We start from the raw sequence: 23127 nt of genomic DNA on the forward strand, positions 1-23127 counted from the left end.
TCTTCGGAGTTGCTTGAATCGGAGTTGCTGGAATTACAGATACGGCGCGAGCCAGCCGAGGCCGGCCGACGTGCCGGCCTTCGGCCGGTATTCGCAGCCGATCCAGCCGTCGTAGCCGAGCGCGTCGATCAGCTCGAACAGATACGGATAGTTGAGTTCGCCGACGTCCGGCTCGTGGCGCTCGGGCACACCGGCGATCTGGATGTGGCCGATGCCCGCGAAATCGCGCCGCAGCTTCATCGCGACGTCGCCCTCGACGATCTGGCAGTGATAGCAGTCGAACTGCACCTTCAGGTTCGGCGCGCCGACTTCCGCGCAGATCGCATGCGCATCGTCCTGGCGGCTCAGAAAATAGCCGGGCATGTCGCGCTGGTTGATCGGCTCGATCAGGATCGTGATGCCGTGCGCGAACGCGGCCTGCGCCGCGTGACGCAGGTTCGCCACGTACGTGTCGCGATGACGCGCGCGATCGGCGCCCGGCGCGACCAGTCCGGCCATCACGTGCAGCTTCGTGTTGCCGAGCACGCGTGCATAGTCGAGCGCACGATCGATGCCGCGGCGGAATTCGTCTTCGCGGCCGGGCAGCGACGCGATGCCGCGCTCGCCGCCGGCCCAGTCGCCGGGCGGCGCGTTGAACAGCGCCTGCTCGAGGCCGTGCGCGTCGAGGCGTGCGCGGATGTCGTCGGCCGCGAAGTCGTACGGGAACAGGTACTCGACGGCCTTGAAGCCGTCGTCGGCGGCAGCGGCGAAGCGTTCGAGGAACGCGTGCTCGTTGTACATCATCGAGAGATTGGCGGCGAAGCGTGGCATGGCAGCGGGTCCTGTGGATGAATGGGGCGGGGCGCGCGGCGCCCCGCGTCGATGGGCGGCCGGATCAGCGGTTCACGAGTTTCGCGGGCGTGAGCCACACGGCGAACGCGCCGATCACGAGCATTGCGGCCAGTACGTACATGCCGGACGACGTGCTGTGCGTGAGGTCCTTCAGATAGCCGATCACGTACGGGCTCGCGAAACCGGCGAGGTTGCCGATCGAGTTGATGATCGCGATGCCGGCCGCCGCCGCGGTGCCCGCGAGGAACGCGGTCGGCAGCGACCAGAACAGCGGCGCGCAGGTCAGCACGCCGCCCGCGGCGATCGACAGGGCCACGATCGACACGGCCGTATTGTGCGAGTACGACGCGGCGATCGCAAAGCCGAGCGCGCCCATCAGCGCCGGCACGATCAGATGCCAGCGGCGTTCGCGGTGCTTGTCCGCGCTGTGGCCGAACAGGTTCATCACGACGATCGCGACGACGAACGGAATCGCGGACAGCAGGCCGATCTGCAGCGCATCGGTGATGCCGGTGGATTTCACGAGCGTCGGCATCCAGAACGTGAGGCCGTACTGGCCGGTGACGAACGCGAAATAGATCAGCGACATCCACCACATGCGCGGGTCGGCGAACACCGCCTTCAGCGAATGGCCGTGCTGCTGCCGTTCCTGCGGCTGCGCGGCGATCTCGTCCTCGAGCAGCTGCTTCTCGCGATCGTCGAGCCATTTCGCGCTGCGGATGCCGTTGTCGAGGTACAGGATCGTCGCGATGCCGACGAGCACGGCCGGCACGGCTTCGATCATGAACATCCATTGCCAGCCGTGAAAGCCCGAGCCGCCGTGGAAGCGCTCCATGATCCAGCCGGACAGCGGATTGCCGAAGATGCCCGACACCGGAATCGCCGACATGAACACCGCGATGATCTTCGCGCGGCGGTGCGACGGGAACCAGTACGTCAGATACAGGATCACGCCCGGATAGAAGCCGGCTTCCGCGAGACCGAGCAAGAAGCGCAGCACGTAGAACTGAGTCGGCGTCTTCACGAACGCGAACAGCGCGGACAGCACGCCCCACGTGATCATGATCCGCGCGATCCAGATGCGCGCGCCGATCCGGTGCATCAGCATGTTGCTCGGCAGCTCGAACAGGAAGTAGCCGAGGAAGAAGATCCCTGCGCCGAGCCCGAACACGGTTTCGCTGAACGCCAGATCCTGCGACATCTGCAGCTTCGCGAAGCCGACGTTGACGCGGTCGAGATACGCGACCACGTAGCAGAGCATCAGGAACGGCACGATGCGCCAGAACACCTTGCGGTACGTGCGGTCCAGTTCCGCGGCATGGGCGGGCGCGGCGGGCGTGCGGCCTGCGGCCGCGTCGAGAGCAGTCATCGTCGTCTCCAATGATGTCGTTTGCCGGCGGCGCCGGGCCGCCGGTTCGTGTGTGTGCTGACGGAAAGGCCCGCGCACACGGCGGGCATGGGAATCGGGGCGGCGCGTGCCGCGTTACCAGCGCGCGCCGAAGCTCTGCCGCAACGCGTCGAGCGCCGCTTCGGACAGCGGCTCGGGCTTCGGATTCGTCATCAGCCACAGCCGCGCGGTTTCCTCGAGCTCCTCGAGCACGTACGACGCATGCGACACCGACGGCGCCCACGTCACGGGACCGAGCCGCTCGAGCAGCACGCCGCGCACGCGGTCGGCGAGCGCCGCGACTTCCGCGGCGACGTCGGGGGCGCCCGGGCGGCGATAGCGGATCAGCGGAATGTGGCCGACCTTCATCACGAAGTACGGCGTGATCGGCGGCAGCACGTCGGTGTCGCGCCACACGCCCGCGAGCGTCAGCGCGACGAGGTGCGTCGAGTGCGTATGGACGATGCCGTTCGCGTGCGCGTTGCGCGCATAGATCCCGCGATGCAGTGCGAGCGTCTTCGACGGCTTGCCGCCCGACACGTGCCGGCCGTCGGCGTCGACCTTCGCGATGTCGTTCGGGTCGAGGCGGCCGAGACATGCGTCGGTCGGCGTGATCAGCCAGCCGTCCGGCAGCCGTGCGCTGATGTTGCCGGCGCTGCCGACCGCATGGCCGCGTGCGTACAGGCTCGCGCCGACGACGCAGATTTCTTCGCGCAGTTTCGCTTCGTCGCTCATCGTGCGGCTCCGTCGAGTGCGTGCAGCGCCTTGTCGAAAAAGTCGACCGTGCCGAAGTTGCCGGACTTCAGCGCGAGGCCGAGCGGCTGCGCGTCGATCGTCGCGGTTGCCGGCACGCCCGGATCGATCTGCGCGCCGATCTGCAGCGACTTCACGCCGAGCGCCTGCACGACCGCGCCGGACGTTTCGCCGCCGGCGACGACGAACTTGCGCACGCCGAGTGCGCGCAGCCCGTTCGCGATCGCGGCGAGCGTCGCTTCGACGAGATGGCCGGCCGCATCGACGCCGAGCGCCTGCTGAACGGCCTTCACTTCGTCGGGCGTCGCGGTCGCGTAGATCAGCACCGGCTGCGGCAGATGCGAGCGCGCGAACGCGAGCGCGTGCTCGACGACCGGCTCGCCGCGCGAGGCGGCGAGCGGATCGATGCGAAAGCTCGGCCGCGTCGCGCGCCATGCGGCGACCTGCGCGTTGGTCGCCTTCGACGCGCTGCCCGCGAGCACCGCCGACAATCCTTCGATGCGCGGCAGCGATGCCGCGTCGTCGCGTGCAGGCAACTGGCCCGTGCGGCGGAAATGCTGCGGCAGACCGAGCGCGATGCCCGAGCCGCCGGTCACGAGCGGCAGGTCCGCGCATGCTTCGCCGAGCACGTGGAGGTCATGGTTCGACAGCGCGTCGGCGATCGCGAAGCGCGCGCCTTCCGCGCGCAGCGCGTCGATGCGCGCCCGCACGGCGGCCGCGCCGAGCGCGATCGTGTCGTAGCGGATCAGGCCGACCTTCGATCGCGTCTGCCGTTGCAGTACACGCACGAGATCGGCGTCCTTCATCGGCGTGAGCGGGTGGTTCTCCATGCCCGATTCGTTCAGCAGCACGTCGCCGACGAACAGGTGTCCGCGGTAGACGGTGCGGCCGTTCTCCGGAAACGCGGGGCACGCGATCGCGAAGCCGCCGCCGGCCGCGTCGAGCAGCGCGTCGGCGACCGGGCCGATGTTGCCGGCGTCGGTCGAGTCGAACGTCGAGCAGTACTTGAAGAGGAACTGCCGGCATCCTTGCGCGCGCAACCATTCGTATGCGGCGAGCGACTGCGCGGCGGCGTCGGCGGCCGGGATCGTGCGCGACTTCAGCGCGACGACGATCGCGTCGGCATCGGGCGCCGCGCCGTCGGCCGGCACGCCGATCGTCTGCACGGTGCGCATGCCGCTCTTGACGAGCATGTTCGCGACGTCGGTCGCGCCGGTGAAATCGTCGGCGATGCAGCCGAGCAGGGGGCGGGAAGCGGAGGCGGTCATGGCGAATCCGTCGATCGAATCAGCGGGCAGGCGGCAGCGTGATGCCGGAGAACGTCTTGATCACGGCGGAATCGTCCTCGCCGCCGTAGCCGGCGCTCGACGCGCTCATGAACATCTGGTGCGCGGCGGCCGACAGCGGCAGCGGGAATTTGCTGCGGCGCGCGGTATCGAGCACGAGGCCGAGATCCTTCACGAAGATGTCGACGGCCGACAGCGGCGTGTAGTCGCCGTTCAGAATGTGCGGCACGCGGTTCTCGAACATCCACGAATTGCCGGCGCTGTGCGTGATCACGTCGTACAGCGCGTCGGGATCGACGCCTTCGCGCAGGCCGAGCGCCATCGCCTCGGCGGCCGCCGCGATGTGCACGCCGGCCAGCAGCTGGTTGATGATCTTCACTTTCGAGCCGATGCCGTGCGCATCGCCGAGCCGGTACACGTTGCCCGCGATCGCGGCGAGCACGTCTTCGCATGTCGCATAGGCGGCGGCGGGCCCGGACGTCATCATCGTCATCTCGCCCGCTGCGGCGCGCGCCGCGCCGCCCGACACGGGCGCGTCGAGCATCTGCAGGCCGGCGGCCTCGATGCGTGCGCCGAGCGCGATCGCGAATTCGGGGGCGACGGTCGCGCTCGCGATCACGACGCCGCCCGGTTTCATCTGCGCGACGGCGCCGTGCTCGCCGAACAGCACCGTTTCGGTCTGCGCGGCATTGACGACCAGCGTGACGACGACGTCGCACTGCGCGCCGAGCTCGGCCGGCGTCGCGCATGCGATGCCGCCTTCGGCCGCGAACGTGCGCAGCACGTCGGCGCGCACGTCGCACGCATGCACGCGGAAACCGGCACGCAGCAGCGAGCGCGCGACGCCGAGGCCCATCGCGCCGAGGCCGATGACTCCAACATTTCGTGACATGGTCAACCTTGATCGATTCGGGAAAGGGTCGGGAAGGCGGCGGCGCCGGATTCGGCGGCTGCCGCCGCGTTCAGCAGATGCCGGCTTCCGCGAGACGGCGGGCCGCGTTGTACATGTGCGTGCGTGCCGCGTTGCGCGCGGCCATCGGATCGCGCGCGCGGATCGCGTCCGCGATCGCCGCGTGCTCGTCGCGCACCTGCCGCGAGAAATCCTCGCGCGTCGCCTCGTTGCGGCGCGTGACCTTCACGCCCGCTTCGAGGTACTGATTCAGGAACTGCAGCGTCTTCAGGAAATACGGATTGCCGGTGACGGCCGCGATCGTGCGGTGGAACGCGACGTCTTCGGCGACGCCGTCGCGCCCTTCGGCGACCGCCGCGTCGATCCGGCGCAGCGCGTCGTCGATGTCGGCCATGTCGTCGTCGGTGCGGCGCAGCGCGGCTTCGGCCGCGACTTCGGCTTCGATCGCGCGGCGCACCGCGAGCAGATGCGGCAGCGAGCTCGCCTCGACCGCTTCCGCGTAGTCGATCCGCAGCGGCCGGATCGCGCCGTGCTGGTTCACGTACACGCCGCTGCCCTGGCGCGGCTCGACGACGCCTTCGTTCTTCAGCCGCGAGATCGCTTCGCGGATCACCGTGCGACTCACGCCGAACTCCTGCGCGAGCACGGCTTCCGTCGGCAGCTTGCCGGTGGCCGCGAAACTGCCGACTTCGATCTGCTTCAGCAGTTGCTGCGCGACGTGATCGCTCATCGCGCGGGCAGGGATTTTCTCGAACATGGTGCGCTTGTTTGTAAGGTGATGTGGTCATCATACAAATTTGAGCGCGCAGCAGCATCCGGGATAACCCTCGATCTGCGGCAATCAACGTCGGCTAAATCGAATGAAACCGGTTCCAATCAACATCGATCCGACGCGATCGTGCGCGGCGCGCGGTCGCTGGCCGAAGCGGAAGCGCGATCGACGGCGACCGGCGCCGATCAGTCGGCGACGTCTTCGATGGAATCGATCGCCGCGACGGCGCCGGCTTCCGCCGCTTCCGCGCCGCGCTCGCGATACGCGGCCGGCGGCACGCCGAACTGCTTGCGGAATTCGCGTCCGAGATGCGATGCATCGGCGAATCCGCAGCTCGATGCAATGTCGGCGACCGTGCGGTCCGAGCTGGTCAGCAGCCACGCGGCCGTGCGCAGCCGCACCTGCTTCGCGAACGCCTGCGGACTCTTGCCGGTCTCGGCCTTGAACAGCCGTTCGAGCTGCCGCGTCGACAGATCGAGCTTGCATGCGAGCTCCTCGAGCGGCAGCGCGCGGCCGACATGCTGTTCCATCAGAAGAATCGCGCGCTTGACCTTCGGGTGCGTGGCCGGCTCGAGCCCCGGCGGATGCGGCTGCGGCGCATTGCCCTTCTGCATCTCGCCGACGAGCAGGATGCGCAGCGCCTTCTGCACGGTCGCGTGATCGAAATGGCGCAGCAGGATCGCGGCGGCGACGTCGATCGACGCGCGTCCACCCGAGCAGGTGATCCGGCGCCGGTCGATCACGAACAGCCGGTCGGCGATCAGCAGATCCGGATCGGCGGCCGGAAAGCGCTCGATGAAATCCCAGTAGTGGAACCAGCTGACGCACGTGCGGTAGCCGTCGAGCACGCCCGCGCGCATCAGCGTGAACACGCCGGTGCAGATGCCGACGACCGTCGCGCCGTCGGCTGCCGCGCGGCGGATGAAGTCGAGCGTTTCGGGCCCCGCCTGCGGCCCCGAATGCAGCAGCCCGCCGACGACGACCACGTAGTCGAACGGCTCGGCCGCGTCGAACGTCTCCCACGGCGTGATCTGGATTCCGCAGCTCGCGCGCACCGGCGCGAGCGTGTCGCCGATCACGCTCCACGCACAGCGCACCGGCTTGCTGTAGTCGCCGTCGTCGGCCGACAGCCGCAGCATGTCGACGAAGCCCGAGAACGCCGTCAACGTGAAGTTCGGCAGCAGCACGATGCCGAAGCGGATGCGCCGCGGCGCGGGTTCGGCAAGGGGAGAAGCGGGTACGTCGGGGTTCATCGCGGCCAATCTCGTCACGCCGGTCGGGCGGTCTCACTCGTTTCAGTCTGTTTGCGGGTACGGCTGCCGGGGCGGCGCGGATGAAGCCAGCGTCGCCGATCGGCTCGCGGCCGACTTGTGGTTTTCCGTCGCGAACCATCGCCAAAACGCACTTTCGGGGCGGGCGGCGCGGCGCTTGGCGGCGCTATCCCACGCCGATGCCGTTTTTGTTCTATCGGCCGATTTTACGCTTTGGTGTACTGGCGTCCAACGACACTTCACGCATGCCCACCAAAGGAAGCCAGATGAACGTCAGCGTGTTCGACCTGTTCAAGATCGGCATCGGCCCGTCCAGTTCGCATACGGTCGGCCCGATGATCGCCGCGTGCCGCTTCGCGTCGCACGTCGAGGACGCGAACCTGCTCGGCTTCGTGCGCCGCGTGCGGGTCGAACTCTACGGTTCGCTCGGCGCGACCGGCAAGGGTCACGGCACCGACAAGGCGGTGCTGCTCGGCCTCGAAGGGCATCTGCCCGACTCGATCGATCCGGACCTGATCGAGCCGCGGCTCGCCGCGATCCGCGCGGAGAAGTCGCTGTCGCTGCTCGGCAAGCAGACGATCCGCTTCGAAGAGAAAGAGCACATCGGCTTCTATCGGAAGCTGATGAGCGGCACGAGCATCGTGCATCCGAACGGCATGCGCTTCCAGGCGTTCGACGAGCATGGACAGCTGCTCGTCGAGAAAGAGTATTACTCGGTCGGCGGCGGCTTCGTCGTGAATCGCGACGGCGATCGCGTGAACGGCGTGCGCGCGGCGGCCGACGTGCCGTATCCGTTTCGCACGGGCGACGACCTGATGCGGCAGTGCCGCGAGCACGGGCTGTCGATCGCCGAGCTGATGCTGCGCAACGAATGCGCGCTGCGCCCGGCCGACGAAGTGCGCGCCGGGCTGCTCGCGATCTGGCGCACGATGGCTGCGTGCGTCGAGCGCGGCTGCAAGGTCGAGGGCGATCTGCCGGGGCCGATGCGCGTGAAGCGCCGCGCGGCCGAACTGTACAACCGGCTGCGCGCGCGTTCCGAAGAATCGCTGCGCGATCCGCTGTCGATGCTCGACTGGGTCAATCTGTATGCGATGGCCGTCAACGAGGAGAACGCGGCCGGCGGCCGCGTCGTCACCGCGCCGACCAACGGCGCGGCCGGCGTGATTCCCGCGGTGCTGCACTACTACGTGAAGTTCGTGCCGGGCTCGAACGAAGCCGGCATCGTCGAATTCCTGCTGACCGCCGCGGCGATCGGAATCATCTACAAGGAAACCGCGTCGATCTCCGGCGCCGAAGTCGGCTGCCAGGGCGAGGTCGGCGTCGCGTGCTCGATGGCCGCGGCCGCGCTCGCCGCGGTGATGGGCGGCACGCCGGACCAGGTCGAGAACGCGGCCGAGATCGGCATGGAGCACAACCTCGGCATGACGTGCGACCCGGTCGGCGGGCTCGTGCAGATTCCGTGCATCGAGCGCAACGCGATGGGCGCGATCAAGGCGCTGAACGCGTCGCGCATGGCGCTCAAGGGCAACGGCCAGCACTACGTGTCGCTCGATTCGGTGATCAAGACGATGCGCGAGACCGGGGCCGACATGAAGACGAAATACAAGGAAACGTCGCGCGGCGGTCTCGCCGTGAACGTCATCGAATGCTAACGAAAGGTGCATCAACATGAGCCGCTACTCGATATTCAGCCTGTTCCGCAACGGCCTGTCGTATCACGAGAACTGGGAAAAGCAGTGGAAGAGCCCCGAGCCGAAGCGCGAGTATGACGTCGTGATCGTCGGCGGCGGCGGGCACGGCCTCGCGACCGCGTATTACCTGGCGAAGGAGCACGGGATCACGAACGTCGCGATTCTCGAGAAGGGCTGGATCGGCGGCGGCAACACCGCGCGCAACACGACGATCGTGCGCTCGAACTACCTGTGGGACGAATCGGCCGCGCTGTACGAGAAGGCGATGAAGCTGTGGGAAGGGCTGTCGCAGGATCTCAACTACAACGTGATGTTCAGCCAGCGCGGCGTGATGAACCTCGCGCATACGCTGCAGGACGTGCGCGATACCGAGCGCCGCGTGAATGCGAACCGGCTGAACGGCGTCGACGCCGAGTTCCTCACGCCCGCGCAGATCAAGGAGATCGAGCCGACGATCAACCTGAACAGCCGCTATCCGGTGCTCGGCGCGTCGATCCAGCGCCGTGCGGGCGTCGCGCGTCACGACGCGGTCGCATGGGGCTTCGCACGCGGCGCGGACCGCGCAGGCGTCGACATCATCCAGAACTGCCAGGTCACCGGCATTCGCCGCGAAGGCGGCGCCGTGGTCGGCGTCGATACGGTGAAGGGCTTCATCAAGGCGAAGAAGGTCGCGGTGGTCGCGGCCGGCAACACGACGACGCTGGCCGACATGGCCGGCGTGCGGCTGCCGATCGAAAGCCATCCGCTGCAGGCGCTCGTGTCGGAGCCGATCAAGCCGGTCGTCAACTCGGTGATCATGTCGAACGCGGTGCACGCGTACATCAGCCAGTCCGACAAGGGCGACCTGGTGATCGGCGCGGGCATCGACCAGTACACAGGCTTCGGCCAGCGCGGCAGCTTCCACATCATCGAAGGCACGCTGCAGGCGATCGTCGAGATGTTCCCGGTGTTCTCGCGCGTGCGGATGAACCGTCAGTGGGGCGGCATCGTCGACGTGTCGCCGGACGCGTGCCCGATCATCAGCAAGACCGACGTGAAGGGCCTCTATTTCAACTGCGGCTGGGGCACCGGCGGCTTCAAGGCGACGCCGGGCTCGGGCTGGGTGTTCGCGCACACGATCGCGCGCGACGAGCCGCATCCGCTGAACGCGCCGTTCGCGCTCGACCGCTTCTACACGGGCCACCTGATCGACGAGCACGGCGCAGCCGCCGTCGCGCACTGACCAACCACCGCGCACAGACGTGCATGGGCCGCGGTCGGGCGCGCGAGCGCCGACTGCGGTCGACAGAGGAGAAGGAAACATGTTGCTGATCGAATGTCCGTGGTGCGGGCCGCGCGCCGAATCCGAGTTCACGTGCGGCGGCGAAGCCGACATCGTGCGCCCGGTCGACAACGAGAAGATGACCGATCGCGAATGGGGCGAATACGTGTTCATGCGTGAAAACAAGCGCGGGCTGCACCGCGAGCAGTGGCTGCACACGCAGGGCTGCCGCCGCTGGTTCAAGGTGACGCGCGACACCGTCACGTACGAGATCAAGGGCTACGAAAAATTTGGCGGCGCGGCTGCCGGCAACGCACACGAAGAGGGCACCAGCAAATGAGCCAGAAAGACCGTCTCGGCACCGGAGGCCGCATCAACCGCGCGATTCCGTTGACGTTCACGTTCAACGGCCGCACGTATCAGGGCTTTCAGGGCGACACGCTCGCGTCCGCGCTGCTCGCGAACGGCGTGCATTTCGTCGCGCGCAGCTTCAAGTACCACCGTCCGCGCGGGATCGTCACGGCGGGCGTCGAGGAGCCGAACGCCGTCGTGCAGCTCGAAACCGGTCCGTACACCGTGCCGAACGCGCGCGCGACCGAGATCGAGCTCTACCAGGGCCTCGTCGCGACGAGCGTGAACGCGGAGCCGTCGCTCGAGAACGACAAGTACGCGATCAACCAGAAGCTGTCGCGGTTCCTGCCGGCCGGCTTCTACTACAAGACGTTCATGTGGCCGCGCAGGATGTGGCCGAAATACGAAGAGAAGATTCGCGAGGCGGCCGGTCTCGGCAAGGCGCCCGACACGCTCGACGCCGATCGCTACGACAAGCGCTATGCGCACTGCGACGTGCTCGTGGTCGGCGGCGGCCCGTCGGGTCTCGCGGCCGCGCATGCGGCGGCGACGGCCGGCGCGCGCGTGATGCTCGTCGACGATCAGCGCGAGCTCGGCGGCAGCCTGCTGTCGTGCCGCGCGGAAATCGACGGCAAGCCCGCGCTGCAGTGGGTCGAGAAGATCGAGGCCGAACTGCGCAAGCTGCCCGACGTGACGATCCTGTCGCGCAGCACCGCGTTCGGCTATCAGGATCACAACCTCGTGACGATCACGCAGCGGCTGACCGATCATCTGCCGGTGTCGATGCGCAAGGGCACGCGCGAGCTGCTGTGGAAGGTGCGCGCGAAGCGCGTGATTCTCGCGACCGGCGCGCACGAACGGCCGATCGTGTTCGGCAACAACGATCTGCCGGGCGTGATGCTGGCCGGCGCGGTGTCCACGTACGTTCATCGCTTCGGCGTGCTGCCGGGCCGCAATGCGGTCGTGTTCACGAACAACGACCGTGCGTATCAGACCGCGCTCGACCTGAAGGCGTGCGGCGCGAAGGTGACGGTCGTCGATTCGCGCGCATCGTCGAACGGCGCGCTGCCCGCAGCCGCGAAGCGGCAGGGCGTGACGGTGATGAGCGGTGCGGTCGTCACGGCCGCGTCGGGCAAGTGGCGCGTAGCGTCGGTCGACGTCGCATCGTATACGAACGGCCAGACCGGCGGCAGGCTGCAGTCGCTGCCGTGCGACCTCGTCGCGATGTCGGGCGGCTTCAGCCCGGTGCTGCACCTGTTCGCGCAGTCGGGCGGCAAGGCGTGCTGGAACGACGAAAAGGCGTGCTTCCTGCCCGGCAAGCCGGTGCAGGCGGAAGCGAGCGTCGGCGCGGCGGCCGGCGAATTCGGCCTGGCGCGCGCGCTGCGGCTCGCGCTCGACGCGGGCATCGAAGCGGCGAAGGCCGCGGGCTTCACGGCCGCGCAGCGTCCCGTCGCGCCGCAGGTCGCGGAGACGGTCGAAGACGCGCTGCAGCCGCTGTGGCTCGTCGGCAGCCGCGAAGCGGCCGCACGCGGGCCGAAGCAGTTCGTCGATTTCCAGAACGACGTGTCGGCTGCCGACATCCTGCTCGCCGCGCGCGAAGGCTTCGACTCGGTCGAGCACGTGAAGCGCTACACGGCGATGGGCTTCGGCACCGATCAGGGCAAGCTCGGCAACATCAACGGGATGGCGATCCTCGCGCAGGCGCTCGGCAAGTCGATTCCCGAAACCGGCACGACGACGTTCCGCCCCAACTACACGCCCGTGTCGTTCGGCACGTTCGCGGGCCGCGAGCTCGGCGACTTCCTCGATCCGATCCGCAAGACCTGCGTTCACGAATGGCACGTCGAGCACGGCGCGATGTTCGAGGACGTCGGCAACTGGAAGCGGCCGTGGTACTTCCCGAAGAACGGCGAGGATCTGCATGCGGCCGTCAAGCGCGAATGCCTCGCGGTGCGCAACAGTGTCGGCATCCTCGACGCGTCGACGCTCGGCAAGATCGACATCCAGGGCCCGGACGCGGTGAAGCTGCTGAACTGGATGTACACGAACCCGTGGAACAAGCTCGAAGTCGGCAAGTGCCGCTACGGGCTGATGCTCGACGAGAACGGCATGGTGTTCGACGACGGCGTGACGGTACGCCTCGCCGAGCAGCATTTCATGATGACGACGACGACCGGCGGCGCGGCGCGCGTGCTCACGTGGCTCGAGCGCTGGCTGCAGACCGAATGGCCCGACATGAAGGTGCGCCTCGCGTCGGTCACCGATCACTGGGCGACGTTCGCGGTGGTCGGGCCGAAGAGCCGCAAGGTCGTGCAGAAGGTGTGTCAGGACATCGACTTCGGCAACGACGCGTTTCCGTTCATGAGCTACCGGAACGGCACCGTCGCGGGCGTGAAGGCGCGCGTGATGCGGATCAGCTTCTCCGGCGAGCTCGCGTACGAAGTGAACGTGCCGGCCAACGCGGGTCGCGCGGTGTGGGAAGCGCTGATGGCCGCGGGCGCCGAGTTCGACATCACGCCGTACGGCACCGAGACGATGCACGTGCTGCGCGCGGAGAAGGGCTACATCATCGTCGGCCAGGACACCGACGGCTCGGTCACGCCGTACGACCTCGGGATGGGCGGGCTCGTCGCGAAGTCGAAGGACTTCCTCGGCAAGCGTTCGCTGTCGCGTTCGGATACCGCGAAGGAGGGCCGCAAGCAGTTCGTCGGCCTCTTGACCGACGACGAGCAGTTCGTGCTGCCCGAAGGCGCGCAGATCGTCGCGAAGGACACGCAGGTGTCCACGGTCGATCCGACGCCGATGATCGGCCACGTGACGTCGAGCTACTACAGCCCGATCCTGCAGCGCTCGATCGCGCTCGCCGTGGTGAAGGGCGGCCTGAACAAGATGGGCGAGAGCGTCGTGATTCCGCTGGCCGACGGCAAGCGCATCACCGCGAAAATTTCGAGCCCGGTTTTCTACGATACCGAAGGGGTGCGCCAGCATGTGGAATGAAACGAGAAACCAGACGCAGGTCGCGGTCGCGGGCGGCGTGACGCTCGAGTCGCCGTTCGTCGGCGCGGCCGACGTGCTGAAGGTGCATCAGGCACGCGCATCGAAGAAGTTCGCGCTGCGTGAGCGGCCGTTCCTCGATCTCGTCAACGTGCGCGGCGAGCTCGGCGATCCGGCATTCGTCGACGCGTTCGAGCGCGTGGTCGGCTGCCGGCCGCCGGCGGAGCCGAACACGGTCGCGCGCGGTGCCGAATACGACGTGCTGTGGCTCGGCCCCGACGAATGGCTCGTGCGTTCGAACGGACCCGTGCAGGCCGGCGTGCTCGAGGCGCAGCTCGCGCGAGCCGTGCAGGGTTCGTATGCGGCGGCGGTCGACGTCGGCAGCGGCTACACGGTCGTCGAGATCAGCGGCGAACGCGTGCGCGACGTGCTCGCGCGCGGCTGCCCGCTCGATCTTCATCCGCGCGTGTTCAAGCCGGGCCAGTGCGCGCAGTCGCACTACTTCAAGGCATCGATCGTGCTGGTCCCGACCGGCGACGATACGTTCGAACTCGTCGTGCGCCGCAGCTTCGCCGACTATTTCGTGCGCATCATGCTCGACGCCGCGGAGCCGCTGCTGTCATGAAGCCGTTCGACGAACCGTTCGCGGCGATCGACGCGCCGCGCGTGCGCGGGCTCGGATGGAGCGTGTTCGTCGACGAACTGAAGGTGCCGGCGCGGATCGGCATCCACGCGCACGAGCACGAAGCGCCGCAGCCGGTCGTGATCGATGCGCGGCTCGGATATCGCTGCGAGCCGAGCGAGCAGGGCGAGTGGATCGATTACGACGGCTACTGCGCGCGCATCGCGTCGTTCCTCGCGCACAAGCCGCATACGCGGCTGCTCGAGACGCTCGTCGCCGATATCGCGGTGCTGTCGTTCCGCGAATGGCCCGCGCTCGAATCGCTGACGCTGTCCGTGCACAAGCCGAAGATCCGGCCCGGCACGACGCGCGTCGGCGTATCGCTCGACTGGACGCGCGGCGATTACCTGCGATGGGTCGGAGACGCGGCGCGGGTTTGAGTCGGCGGGCGGCGCACCGGCATGCTGCCCGCAGGCCGGTGCGCTCGACCGTTGCGCTCGCATCGTTCGTCGAACGGGCGAGCGGGCGACGGGCGTGACACTGCGGTGTCGTCGTTCTTCGGAAGCCTGAGCGACGACGCGCTTCGTCGTCGCGCATCGCGGCGCGCCGATCGGCGCGCCGCCGAACCTACCGGCCGTTGCGACCGGAAGGCGAGGCGGACGCGGTAGCCGCCGCCGACGCACCGACCGGCACCATTCGCATCGTTCGATCGTCGGCTGCCTTCACGTCGTCGCGCGGTTCGAGCACGAACCGGAACGAATCGACCCGCTGCAGCACCTTCGCCGCATACGCGTTCGATCCGCCGTAGCTCTTCAGCGCCGCCTGCACGTTGCCGCCGGCCGCCTTCACGTAGCCGGACAGGATCGCGGAGCCGGCTTCGACGTTCGCGTTCGGCTCGGTCAGGTCCTTCACGTTGCGCAGCAGCCCGCGATGCGCGGCCGGCACGACCTGCATCAATCCGGTCGCGCCATGCTGGCCGCGCGCCTTTTCCTGGAAGCGCGATTCGATCGAGATGATCGCGTACACGAGCGCCGGCGGCAGCGAGTACTTCGTCGCGGTGACGCTGACGATATCCGCAAGCTTCGCCGCCTTCTCTTTCGCGACGCCGAATTTCTTGATCAGGTACGACGTGATGCGGCGGTTTGCTTCGTTTGACTGATCGTTCGCGAGCGGCTCGGACGCGACGGACGGTGCCGATGCCGCCGTGTCGGACGCCGTCGCCGGCGATGCGGACGCGAGCTGCGCCGATGCCTGCTGCGCGATGCCGAGCGAAAGCACGATCAGACAGAGAAACCGTCGCATGGTCGAAAGCGGGGAAATGGAAGGCGCACAGTATATCGGCCAATCGCCGCGGTCGGGCGAGGGCCGGCTCGAATGAAAGCGCCGTGTAGGCTTGTGTCGGCTCGCGCGGCCGATCGTCGATCGTTGCGCGAGCACCTACTGGAATCCGCACGAATCGGGCGCGCACGCGGACATCGGGATGCGGCCGCGTGCGCCAGCGCGCGCACGCTACACGTCACGTTGCGTTTGCGCGGCCGCCTAGCCGCGCCGCGCGCTCGCGACACGCGCCAGCGCACCGATCGCGTCGCTGACCAGCACCGCGAGCAGCCCGACGATCACGCCGCCCTGCAGCACGAACGCGGTATTCGACGTTTGCAGGCCGGCGATGATCACGTCGCCGAGCCCGCGCGCGGCGACCGTCGAGCCGATCGTCGCGGTGCCGAGATTGATCACGACCGCGAGCCGGATCCCGTTCACGATCACCGGAAACGCGAGCGGCAGCTCGACCGAGATCAGCCGCTGCCAGCCGCTCATTCCCATTCCGCGCGCGGCATCGACGACGTCGCGCGGCACGTCTTCGAGCCCGGCGATCGTGCTCTCGAAAACCGGCAGCAGCCCGTACAGTACGAGCGCGATCAGCACGGGCTTCAACCCGAATCCGACGGCCGGTACCGCGAGCGCGAGCACGGCGACCGGCGGGAAGGTCTGGCCGATGTCGACGACGCTGCGCGCGACCGGCAGAAAATCGGCGCCCCACGGCCGCGTCACCGCGATGCCGGCCGCGACCGCGACGAGCGTGCCGATCGCGCTCGACAGCGCGACCGTGCCCAGATGCGCGAGCGTCAGGTCGAGCAGGCTCGCGCGATCGTAGATCACCGGCGCGCCGTTGTCCGCGAACGGCGCGAACCAGCCGTGCAGCCACGCCGGGCGCAGCAGCAGCGCGAGCAGCAGCGCAAGCGCCGCCGCGCGCGCCGCATACGCGGGAAACCGTCGCGACAGGCGGCGGGCCGTCTGCGTCGGCGTCGCGCCGTGCGCGGTGTCGCGCGTCGTCATGCGGGCTTCCTCGCATGCGCGCGGATCGCGTCGAGCGTGATCCTGCGTGCGGCGAGACCGTCGCCGTCGTCGACCGGCAGCGCATCGACACCGCGCCACAGCAGTTCGGACACCGCATCGCGCAGCGTGCGCGTCGCGGCGATCGGCTCGCCTTGCGCATGACCGGGCTCGGCGACCGTGTCGATCGGCGTGAGCGCAAGCAGCCGCAGCGGCCGATCGACGCCCGCGACGAGCTGCTCGACGACGCCCGGCGCCGGCTTGCCGAGAATCTCGGCCGGCGACGCGACCTGCAGCAGGCGCCCGCCGTCCATCACCGCGATCGTGTCGCCGAGCTTCAGCGCTTCCTCGATGTCGTGCGTGACGATCACGACCGTGATGCCGAGACGGCGCTGCAGCGCGAACAGATCGTCCTGCGCCTTGTTGCGGATGATCGGATCGAGCGCGCCGAACGGCTCGTCCATCAGCAGCATTGCCGGCTCCGCCGCGAGCGCGCGCGCGACGCCGACGCGCTGCTGCTGGCCGCCGGACAGCTCGTGCGGCAGCTTGTCCGCGAATTCGGACGGCGCGAGATCGAACAGGTCGAGCAGTTCGCGCACGCGCGCGTCGATCCGTTCGGCCGGCCAGCCGAGCAGGCGCGGCACGGTCGCGATGTTGCGCGCGACGCTCCAGTGCGGAAACAGCCCGTGCCCCTGGATCACGTAGCCGATGCGTCGCCGCAGCTGCTCGGGCGGCACGCTGGCGGTATCGACGCCGTCGACGCGGATCGTGCCGCTCGTCGGCGCGATCAGCCGGTTGATCATCCGCAGCAACGTCGATTTGCCGCTGCCCGATGCGCCGACGAGCGCCGTGATCGTGCCGCGCTTCATCGTCAGCGATACGTCGTCGACGGCGACGACGTCGCCGAAGCGTTTGCCGGTGCGTTCGATTTCGATCATCGCGCACGTCCCTTCGCGAGCGTCGTCGCGGCTTCGAACACGACCGCGGCCGCCAGCGCGAGCGCGATCGTCGGGATCGCGCCGAGCAGCACGAGGTCGGCGGCCGATTGCCCGATTCCCTGGAAGATGAACGTGCCGAACCCGCCGCCGCCGATCAGTGCGGCAACCGCGGTCAGCCCGATGTTCTGCATGAGCACGATCCGCACGCCGCTCAGGATCACCGGCAGCGCGAGCACGAGATCGATGCAGAAGAGGCGCTGCATGCGCGTCATCCCCATCGCGCGCGCCGCCTCGATCACTTGCGGCGGCACCTGCGCGAGGCCGACCGCGACGCTCGATGCGATCGGCAGCAGCGAATAGAGGAACAGCGCGAGCACGGCCGGCGCGACGCCGATCCCGCGAATGCCGAGCGCGGCCGCGAGCGGCACGTGCGCGGCGAGCAGGCCGAGCGGCGCCATCATCAGCCCGTACATCGCGATGCTCGGGATCGTCTGCACGATATTGAGCGCCGGCATCACGACGGTGCGCAGGGCGGCGATGCGCGCACACGCGATCCCGAGCGGCAGCCCCGCCACGAGCGCGGCCGCGACCGAGCCGCCGGCGAGCGACACGTGCCGGATCGCTTCGCGCCAGAAGTCGTCGCTGCGCACCGCGTATTCGCGCATCACCGACAGCCCGTCCCACCAGCCGCTCGCGAGCGGCGCCGATACGGCCGCGATCGCGACGACGAGCGCCGCGAGCCGCTGCCACGGACCGAATGCGAGCCGCGCGAGCGCGTCCGCGACGAGCACGGCCCACGCGAACAGCAGCAGCCACACGCCGGCGGCAGGCGATACGCGCGCGAGCATGTCGTCGGGCGCGACGACGTGCGCGGCCGCCGCGCCGACCGCATACGCGAGCGTCGCGAGCCACGTGCAGCCGGCCGCGAGCCGCCATGCGGGGCGGCTCGCCGTCATCGCCCACAGCGCGCCGACCACCCACAGGGCGGCGAGCGCCGCGCCCTGTGCGGCGGGCAGCGCGGCGAACAGCGACAAGCCGGTGCCGGCCGCGATGCGGTTCGGCCGCAGCACCGCGAACGGCAGGCCGAATACCGCGACGATCGTCAGCACGCCGATCGGGATGCCGACCTTGTCGGGCGCCACGCGCCGCGCGGACGCCGCCGCGCGAACCGTCATTTCACGAAGCCCTTCGATTTCAGGTAGCTCTTCGCGACGCCGGCCGCCGGCTCGCCGTTGATCTGGATGCGTGCGTTCAGCATCTGCAGCGTCTTCAGATCGAGGCTTGCGAACACCGGCTTGAGGTAGTCGGCGATCTGCGGATGCGCTTTCAGCACGGCTTCGCGAATCACCGGCGCGGGCGCGTACACGGGCTGTACGTGCTTGTCGTCGTCGAGCACGGTGAGGCCGCTCGATGCGATCCCGCCGTCGGTGCCGTACACCATCGCGGCATTCACGCCGTCGGTCTGGTTCGCGGCCGCCTTGATCGTCGCGGCCGTGTCGCCGCCGGACAGCACGACGAGCTGGTCGGGCTTCAGCTTGAAGCCGTACGCCTTCTCGAACGACGGCAGCGCGGACGTGCTGTTCACGAACTCGGCCGATGCCGCGAGCTTCACCTTGCCGCCGCCCGCGACCCACTTGCCGAAATCGGAGAAGGTCTTCAGATGCTGCGACTGCGCGACGGGCGACAGCACGGCGACGCCCCACGTGTTGTTCGCGGGCGCGGGCGCGAGCCACACCAGATGATTCGCCGCATAGTCGAGCTTCTTCGCGGTGTCGTAGCCTTGGCTCGCGTTCTTCCACACCGGATCGTCGGCCTTGTTGAAGAAGAACGCGGCGTTGCCGGTGTATTCGGGGTAGATGTCGATCTCGCCGCTCGTGAGCGCCTTGCGCACGATCGGCGTCGCGCCGAGCGCGATCTTTTCGGTGACGGGGATGCCGTGCGACTTCAGCACCTGCGCGATCAGATTGCCGAGCAGGTTGCCTTCGGTGTCGATTTTCGACGACACGACGACGGGCGTGTCGGCATGCGCAGCGGGCGCGGCGAAGGCGGCGGCGAGTGCGAGGCCCAGTATCCGGGCGGGCAGGGCGAACTTCATCGGGGCCGATCTCCAGGGCGGGGGCGTACGCCGAAAGTTACTTGACTGAGCCGCCTTTGGCAAACCGCGTACGCGCGCGTGCCCACAGCGTGCGTGGGGATTACCGCAGCCGAATATCGGCTTGCTACACTGCAGGCCGTTCCCGCCTGCCGACACTTCCTGCCATGAAGCCCGAGCTGCTGGTCCTCATCCCGCTGCGCGACGACGCGCAGCGCCGGATTGCCGCGTCGTTCGACGTGCGCTACGCGCCGACTCCCGATGCCCGCGAACGCGCGATCGCCGAACACGGCGCCACGATCCGCGCGGTACTGACGAACGGCAGCACGGGGCTCGCCGCTGCGGAGATCGACCGGCTGCCGGCGCTCACGTTCGTCAGCGCGCTCGGCGCCGGCTACGAGCATATCGACGTCGCGCACGCGAAGGCGCGCGGCATCGCCGTCGTCACCGGCGCCGGCACCAACGACGATTGCGTCGCCGATCACGCGTTCGCGCTGCTGCTCGCCGCGGTACGCAACGTCGTGCGGCTCGATGCGGCGACGCGCGCGGGCGTGTGGCGCGACGCGCTGCCGATGCCGCCGAACGTATCGGGCAAGAAGCTCGGGATCGTCGGCCTCGGCAAGATCGGCGAGAAATGCGCGCGCCGCGCGGCCGGCTTCGACATCGAGATCGGCTATCACAACCGTTCGGCAAGGAACGTGCCGTACCGCTACTTCGAGCGGCTCGACGCGCTTGCGCAGTGGGCCGACTTCCTGATCGTCGCGACGCCCGGCGGCGCCGATACGCGCCACCTGATCGACCGCACGGTGCTCGACGCGCTCGGCGCGGGCGGCTTCGTCGTCAACGTGTCGCGCGGCAGCGTCGTCGATACCGCTGCTTTGGCAGACGCGCTGCGCGAGCGGCGCATCGCGGGCGCGGCGCTCGACGTGTACGAAGGCGAGCCGGCACCGCCGCACGCACTGACGGCGCTCGACAACGTCGTGCTCACGCCGCACCTCGGCGGCTGGTCGCCGGAAGCGCTCGATCGGTCGGTGCAGCAGTTCCTCGACAACGCCGCGCGGCATTTCGCCGGTCAGCCGGTGCTGACGCCGCTGTGAGCACCGCGCGTGCGCGACGATTCCCATCGAAGAAGGAAGGACGCAGATGTCGACGTATATCGCTGAAGTGGAATGGCAGGCCGGCCCGGACGACAAGTTCGTCGACAACCGCTACAGCCGCCGACACGAATGGCGCTTCGACGGCGGCGTGACGGTGCCCGCGTCGAGTTCGCCGCACGTCGTGCGCGTGCCGTTCTCCGATCCGGCCGCGGTCGACCCGGAAGAGGCGTTCGTCGCCGCGCTGTCGAGCTGCCACATGCTGTGGTTCCTGTCGATCGCCGCGCAGCAGCGCTTCGTCGTCACGCGTTACCGCGACGCGGCCGAAGGGACGATGGCGAAGAACGATGCGGGCAAGGAAGTCGTCACGCGCGTCGTGCTGAAGCCCGCGGTCACGTTCGGCGGCGAACGCGCGCCGACCGACGGCGACGTCGCGGCGCTCCATCACGCCGCGCACGACGCATGCTTTCTCGCGAACTCGGTGCGCACGGCGATCGACGTCGAAGGGACGTGGGACTATCGCCGTGCGCCGTGAGCGGCGTGCGAGCGCTCAGGACGACACGAGCGGCACCGTGACCGACGTGCCGGCCGGATCGAGCGCGAGGCCCGTGCCCGGCGTCGGCCGCAGCGTCGCCTCGTTGTCGCTCGACAGCACGACGAGCCCGAGCCGGTGGCCGGCTTCGAGCGTGTAGTCGCGCGGCATGAAGGTCAGCTTCAGGTCGTACGGCATGCCCGGCAGCACCGGCTCCGACACCCACTCGGACAGGCGGTTGCGCGGATCGGTCCATGCGCGCGTGACGATCGTCGCGGTGCCGTCCGGCGCGCGATCGACGAGCAGCGCGGTCACGTTCGCCACGCCGGTGAACGTCAAGCGCACGCGCGCGGTTGCGGTACCCGACACGCGCGTCGCGGCGGCGAACGGCGCGGTCTCGAAGCGGCTGCGGTGCTCGCCGGTCGCCGCGTTGGCGAGCGTGAGCGCCGGAATCCGCGCATCGTCGGTGAAGCGCGCGAGCGGGCCGCCGGTCGGCACCCGCAGCAGCGTGCCCGTGCCTGCGCCGTCGCCGCCCGCGAAATAGGCGATCGGCGTCGCGCGGCGCGCGGCCCAGTCGGCTTCCTTCAGCAGCGTGCCGTCGGCCTGCTCGATCACCGCGCGCGGATCGCGTTCGACGCCGTTGTCGTAGCCGAGCAGATAGCGCGTGAACCAGCGGTTCACTTCCGCCGTCCACGCGTCGGCCATCGCCGGCACGCGCGTCGGGTCGGTGTGCTTCGCGCGGTGCAGCCACAGCTGCGTCGGCACACCCTGCCGCCGCATCGCGAGATGCCACGACGTCGACTGGTCGGTGCGCACGTTGTCGTCCGTCAGCCCCTGCGCGACGAGCGCCGGCGCGACCGCGAACGCGGTCGGGATGTCGCGTGCGGCCCAGAACAGCGAATAGTCGCCGGTCTTGCGGTCTTCCTTCTGCAGCGCTTCGTCGACGAGATGCGTGCAGCGTTCCGGATGCGCATTCGTCAGCAGTGCCTTGATGTAGACGTCGACGTCTTCGCCCTGATAGCCGTCCGGCGCGCGAACGAGGCCGCCCGCGCGGTAGTAGCCGTACATGTTCGACAGCCCGGCGACCGGCACGATCGCGTCGAGTCCGCGCGTGCGCAGGCTCGCGACCATCTTCGGCAGCGTGCCGTCGTACGACACGCCGTACATGCCGACGTGCCCGGTCGACCAGGTCGCGACGACCGGCTTGCCGGCCGCGTCCTTCGCGGTCGCGTCGCGGCCGAGCCAGCGGATCACCGACGCCATCGCGACCGACTCTTCACGCGTCAGGATCGTCGGGCAACCGTCCGAGCCGGCGGTGCCGAGCGAATCCGCATAGACGATCGTGAAGCCGCGCGGCACGAAGTAGCCTTCGATCCACGAGCGGCCGGCCGCCGCGGCTTCGAGCTGCTGCAGCATCCGCGTTTGCGGGGCGGCGGCCATGATGCGCGCGGATGCCGCGCCAGCCGTCGCGGCGTGCGGCGTGCCGTCGAGCTCGACGTCGACGTCGTGGTTCGGGCTGTCCGCGAGCCCCGCGTAATACGGGCTCGCGAGCACGATCACGGGCGTGCGGGCGCCGTTCGCGGTTTCCGACGGACGGACGATGCGCACGTGGATGCGATCCTTCGTGCCGTCGCCGTCGGAGTCGACCGGCGTGTCGACCCACGCGTTTTCCTCGATCGTGCCGCCCGACAGCGACGGCTGCACCTGACCGTTCGCGATCACCGGCCGATAGCGTCCGCCGCTCGCGAGACTCGCGTACGGCACGCCCGACGGCGACACGCGCGATGCGAGCGACTGCGATTGCGCGTCGGCCGCCGATGCGACGGCTTCCTGCGATTGACCCTGCGCGAGTGCGGACGCGCCGGCGACGCTGCCGCCGTCATCGCCGCCGCATGCTGCGAGCGCGGCGGCCGCGACGAGCGCAGGCACCCACGCACGATGCAAGCCGGTTCGATGGAGTTTCATTGTCGACCTCGTTTTCGTGATTGTCGGAAACGCCGGCGCCGCGCGG

General features: G+C 68.9%; 21 protein-coding genes. 8 read left to right on the forward strand and 13 right to left on the reverse strand.

What is annotated here, in order from left to right:
* Positions 1-33: 33 nt before the first annotated feature.
* The 7 genes from otnI to BUB20358_RS01315 form a co-directional block, all read right to left on the reverse strand.
* A complete protein-coding gene (gene otnI, locus BUB20358_RS01285) occupies positions 34-810 on the reverse strand; it encodes a 2-oxo-tetronate isomerase (protein WP_006766430.1) in 777 nt (258 codons plus the stop codon).
* Positions 811-874: 64 nt separating this feature from the next.
* Positions 875-2200, reverse strand: a complete 1326-nt coding sequence (locus BUB20358_RS01290) for an MFS transporter (protein WP_035974528.1) — start codon at positions 2198-2200, stop codon at positions 875-877.
* A gap of 114 nt (positions 2201-2314) precedes the next feature.
* Positions 2315-2953, reverse strand: a complete 639-nt coding sequence (otnC, locus tag BUB20358_RS01295; protein WP_006766428.1) for a 3-oxo-tetronate 4-phosphate decarboxylase — start codon at positions 2951-2953, stop codon at positions 2315-2317.
* Positions 2950-4239, reverse strand: coding sequence for a 3-oxo-tetronate kinase (gene otnK / locus BUB20358_RS01300; RefSeq protein ID WP_006766427.1), 1290 nt, complete (start codon positions 4237-4239; stop codon positions 2950-2952). Before otnK ends, otnC begins: the two co-directional genes overlap by 4 nt.
* Before the next feature lie 19 nt (positions 4240-4258).
* Positions 4259-5155: an L-threonate dehydrogenase gene (gene ltnD / locus BUB20358_RS01305; RefSeq protein ID WP_346271371.1), complete on the reverse strand. Its 897-nt coding sequence runs from the start codon at positions 5153-5155 to the stop codon at positions 4259-4261.
* Between the two features lie 64 nt (positions 5156-5219).
* On the reverse strand, positions 5220-5924 hold the full coding sequence (locus BUB20358_RS01310; RefSeq protein ID WP_006766425.1) for a FadR/GntR family transcriptional regulator: 705 nt from the start codon (positions 5922-5924) through the stop codon (positions 5220-5222).
* Positions 5925-6124: 200 nt separating this feature from the next.
* Positions 6125-7192 carry a GlxA family transcriptional regulator gene (locus tag BUB20358_RS01315; protein ID WP_035975367.1) on the reverse strand — a complete coding sequence of 356 codons (1068 nt, stop codon included), beginning with the start codon at positions 7190-7192 and terminating at the stop codon, positions 6125-6127.
* A gap of 284 nt (positions 7193-7476) precedes the next feature.
* Here BUB20358_RS01315 and BUB20358_RS01320 point away from each other — a divergent pair, with 284 nt between their 5' ends.
* The 6 genes from BUB20358_RS01320 to BUB20358_RS01345 all read left to right on the forward strand — a co-directional run bounded on the left by BUB20358_RS01320 (position 7477) and on the right by BUB20358_RS01345 (position 14569).
* Positions 7477-8862 (forward strand): L-serine ammonia-lyase, encoded by a 1386-nt coding sequence (locus tag BUB20358_RS01320; protein WP_035974527.1) that lies wholly within the window; start codon positions 7477-7479, stop codon positions 8860-8862.
* 16 nt (positions 8863-8878) lie between these two features.
* On the forward strand, positions 8879-10123 hold the full coding sequence (locus tag BUB20358_RS01325; RefSeq protein WP_006766422.1) for a sarcosine oxidase subunit beta family protein: 1245 nt from the start codon (positions 8879-8881) through the stop codon (positions 10121-10123).
* A 79-nt stretch (positions 10124-10202) separates the two neighbouring features.
* Positions 10203-10502 carry a sarcosine oxidase subunit delta gene (locus BUB20358_RS01330; protein WP_035974525.1) on the forward strand — a complete coding sequence of 100 codons (300 nt, stop codon included), beginning with the start codon at positions 10203-10205 and terminating at the stop codon, positions 10500-10502.
* Positions 10499-13510 carry a sarcosine oxidase subunit alpha family protein gene (locus BUB20358_RS01335; protein ID WP_006766420.1) on the forward strand — a complete coding sequence of 1004 codons (3012 nt, stop codon included), beginning with the start codon at positions 10499-10501 and terminating at the stop codon, positions 13508-13510. The genes BUB20358_RS01330 and BUB20358_RS01335 overlap by 4 nt, the downstream gene beginning before the upstream one ends.
* Complete coding sequence (locus BUB20358_RS01340) at positions 13500-14132, forward strand: sarcosine oxidase subunit gamma (protein ID WP_006766419.1); 633 nt, start codon at positions 13500-13502, stop codon at positions 14130-14132. Before BUB20358_RS01335 ends, BUB20358_RS01340 begins: the two co-directional genes overlap by 11 nt.
* On the forward strand, positions 14129-14569 hold the full coding sequence (locus BUB20358_RS01345; protein WP_035974524.1) for a dihydroneopterin aldolase: 441 nt from the start codon (positions 14129-14131) through the stop codon (positions 14567-14569). Before BUB20358_RS01340 ends, BUB20358_RS01345 begins: the two co-directional genes overlap by 4 nt.
* 187 nt (positions 14570-14756) lie before the next feature.
* Here the strand turns inward: BUB20358_RS01345 and BUB20358_RS01350 are convergent, their stop codons facing one another.
* From BUB20358_RS01350 to osmF, 5 genes are all read right to left on the reverse strand, one after another.
* Complete coding sequence (locus BUB20358_RS01350; protein ID WP_006766418.1) at positions 14757-15431, reverse strand: lytic transglycosylase domain-containing protein; 675 nt, start codon at positions 15429-15431, stop codon at positions 14757-14759.
* A gap of 237 nt (positions 15432-15668) precedes the next feature.
* Positions 15669-16463, reverse strand: a complete 795-nt coding sequence (locus BUB20358_RS01355) for an ABC transporter permease (RefSeq protein ID WP_035974521.1) — start codon at positions 16461-16463, stop codon at positions 15669-15671.
* Positions 16460-17398, reverse strand: coding sequence for an ABC transporter ATP-binding protein (locus BUB20358_RS01360; RefSeq protein WP_006766416.1), 939 nt, complete (start codon positions 17396-17398; stop codon positions 16460-16462). Before BUB20358_RS01360 ends, BUB20358_RS01355 begins: the two co-directional genes overlap by 4 nt.
* The gene (locus BUB20358_RS01365; RefSeq protein WP_174905052.1) at positions 17395-18573 is read right to left on the reverse strand and encodes an ABC transporter permease; all 1179 of its coding nucleotides are present in this window, start codon (positions 18571-18573) and stop codon (positions 17395-17397) included. The genes BUB20358_RS01360 and BUB20358_RS01365 overlap by 4 nt, the downstream gene beginning before the upstream one ends.
* Entirely contained in the window at positions 18570-19493 is a 924-nt protein-coding gene (osmF, locus tag BUB20358_RS01370; protein ID WP_006766413.1) for a glycine betaine ABC transporter substrate-binding protein OsmF, read from the reverse strand. The genes BUB20358_RS01365 and osmF overlap by 4 nt, the downstream gene beginning before the upstream one ends.
* Positions 19494-19657: 164 nt before the next feature.
* Between osmF and BUB20358_RS01375 the strand changes: the two genes are divergently transcribed.
* Together BUB20358_RS01375 and BUB20358_RS01380 are read left to right on the forward strand one after the other, a co-directional pair.
* Entirely contained in the window at positions 19658-20587 is a 930-nt protein-coding gene (locus BUB20358_RS01375) for a 2-hydroxyacid dehydrogenase (RefSeq protein ID WP_035974519.1), read from the forward strand.
* Between the two features lie 46 nt (positions 20588-20633).
* Positions 20634-21119, forward strand: a complete 486-nt coding sequence (locus BUB20358_RS01380) for an OsmC family protein (protein ID WP_006766412.1) — start codon at positions 20634-20636, stop codon at positions 21117-21119.
* Between the two features lie 15 nt (positions 21120-21134).
* Here BUB20358_RS01380 and BUB20358_RS01385 read toward each other — a convergent pair whose 3' ends face one another.
* A complete protein-coding gene (locus BUB20358_RS01385; RefSeq protein ID WP_035974518.1) occupies positions 21135-23081 on the reverse strand; it encodes a Xaa-Pro dipeptidyl-peptidase in 1947 nt (648 codons plus the stop codon).
* Positions 23082-23127: the final 46 nt, after the last annotated feature.

This window comes from Burkholderia dolosa (assembly GCF_902499135.1).
GTDB lineage: Bacteria > Pseudomonadota > Gammaproteobacteria > Burkholderiales > Burkholderiaceae > Burkholderia > Burkholderia dolosa.

Coding starts and splice junctions, on each gene's coding strand:
- BUB20358_RS01360 (WP_006766416.1), bottom strand. CDS start 17,398: ATGATCGAAATCGAACGCACCGGCAAACGCTTCGGCGACGTCGTCGCC.
- BUB20358_RS01385 (WP_035974518.1), bottom strand. CDS start 23,081: ATGAAACTCCATCGAACCGGCTTGCATCGTGCGTGGGTGCCTGCGCTC.
- BUB20358_RS01320 (WP_035974527.1), top strand. CDS start 7,477: ATGAACGTCAGCGTGTTCGACCTGTTCAAGATCGGCATCGGCCCGTCC.
- otnI (WP_006766430.1), bottom strand. CDS start 810: ATGCCACGCTTCGCCGCCAATCTCTCGATGATGTACAACGAGCACGCG.
- BUB20358_RS01315 (WP_035975367.1), bottom strand. CDS start 7,192: ATGAACCCCGACGTACCCGCTTCTCCCCTTGCCGAACCCGCGCCGCGG.
- osmF (WP_006766413.1), bottom strand. CDS start 19,493: ATGAAGTTCGCCCTGCCCGCCCGGATACTGGGCCTCGCACTCGCCGCC.
- BUB20358_RS01365 (WP_174905052.1), bottom strand. CDS start 18,573: ATGACGGTTCGCGCGGCGGCGTCCGCGCGGCGCGTGGCGCCCGACAAG.
- BUB20358_RS01340 (WP_006766419.1), top strand. CDS start 13,500: ATGTGGAATGAAACGAGAAACCAGACGCAGGTCGCGGTCGCGGGCGGC.
- BUB20358_RS01310 (WP_006766425.1), bottom strand. CDS start 5,924: ATGTTCGAGAAAATCCCTGCCCGCGCGATGAGCGATCACGTCGCGCAG.
- BUB20358_RS01380 (WP_006766412.1), top strand. CDS start 20,634: ATGTCGACGTATATCGCTGAAGTGGAATGGCAGGCCGGCCCGGACGAC.
- otnC (WP_006766428.1), bottom strand. CDS start 2,953: ATGAGCGACGAAGCGAAACTGCGCGAAGAAATCTGCGTCGTCGGCGCG.
- BUB20358_RS01335 (WP_006766420.1), top strand. CDS start 10,499: ATGAGCCAGAAAGACCGTCTCGGCACCGGAGGCCGCATCAACCGCGCG.
- BUB20358_RS01375 (WP_035974519.1), top strand. CDS start 19,658: ATGAAGCCCGAGCTGCTGGTCCTCATCCCGCTGCGCGACGACGCGCAG.
- otnK (WP_006766427.1), bottom strand. CDS start 4,239: ATGACCGCCTCCGCTTCCCGCCCCCTGCTCGGCTGCATCGCCGACGAT.
- BUB20358_RS01330 (WP_035974525.1), top strand. CDS start 10,203: ATGTTGCTGATCGAATGTCCGTGGTGCGGGCCGCGCGCCGAATCCGAG.
- BUB20358_RS01325 (WP_006766422.1), top strand. CDS start 8,879: ATGAGCCGCTACTCGATATTCAGCCTGTTCCGCAACGGCCTGTCGTAT.
- BUB20358_RS01350 (WP_006766418.1), bottom strand. CDS start 15,431: ATGCGACGGTTTCTCTGTCTGATCGTGCTTTCGCTCGGCATCGCGCAG.
- BUB20358_RS01345 (WP_035974524.1), top strand. CDS start 14,129: ATGAAGCCGTTCGACGAACCGTTCGCGGCGATCGACGCGCCGCGCGTG.
- BUB20358_RS01355 (WP_035974521.1), bottom strand. CDS start 16,463: ATGACGACGCGCGACACCGCGCACGGCGCGACGCCGACGCAGACGGCC.
- BUB20358_RS01290 (WP_035974528.1), bottom strand. CDS start 2,200: ATGACTGCTCTCGACGCGGCCGCAGGCCGCACGCCCGCCGCGCCCGCC.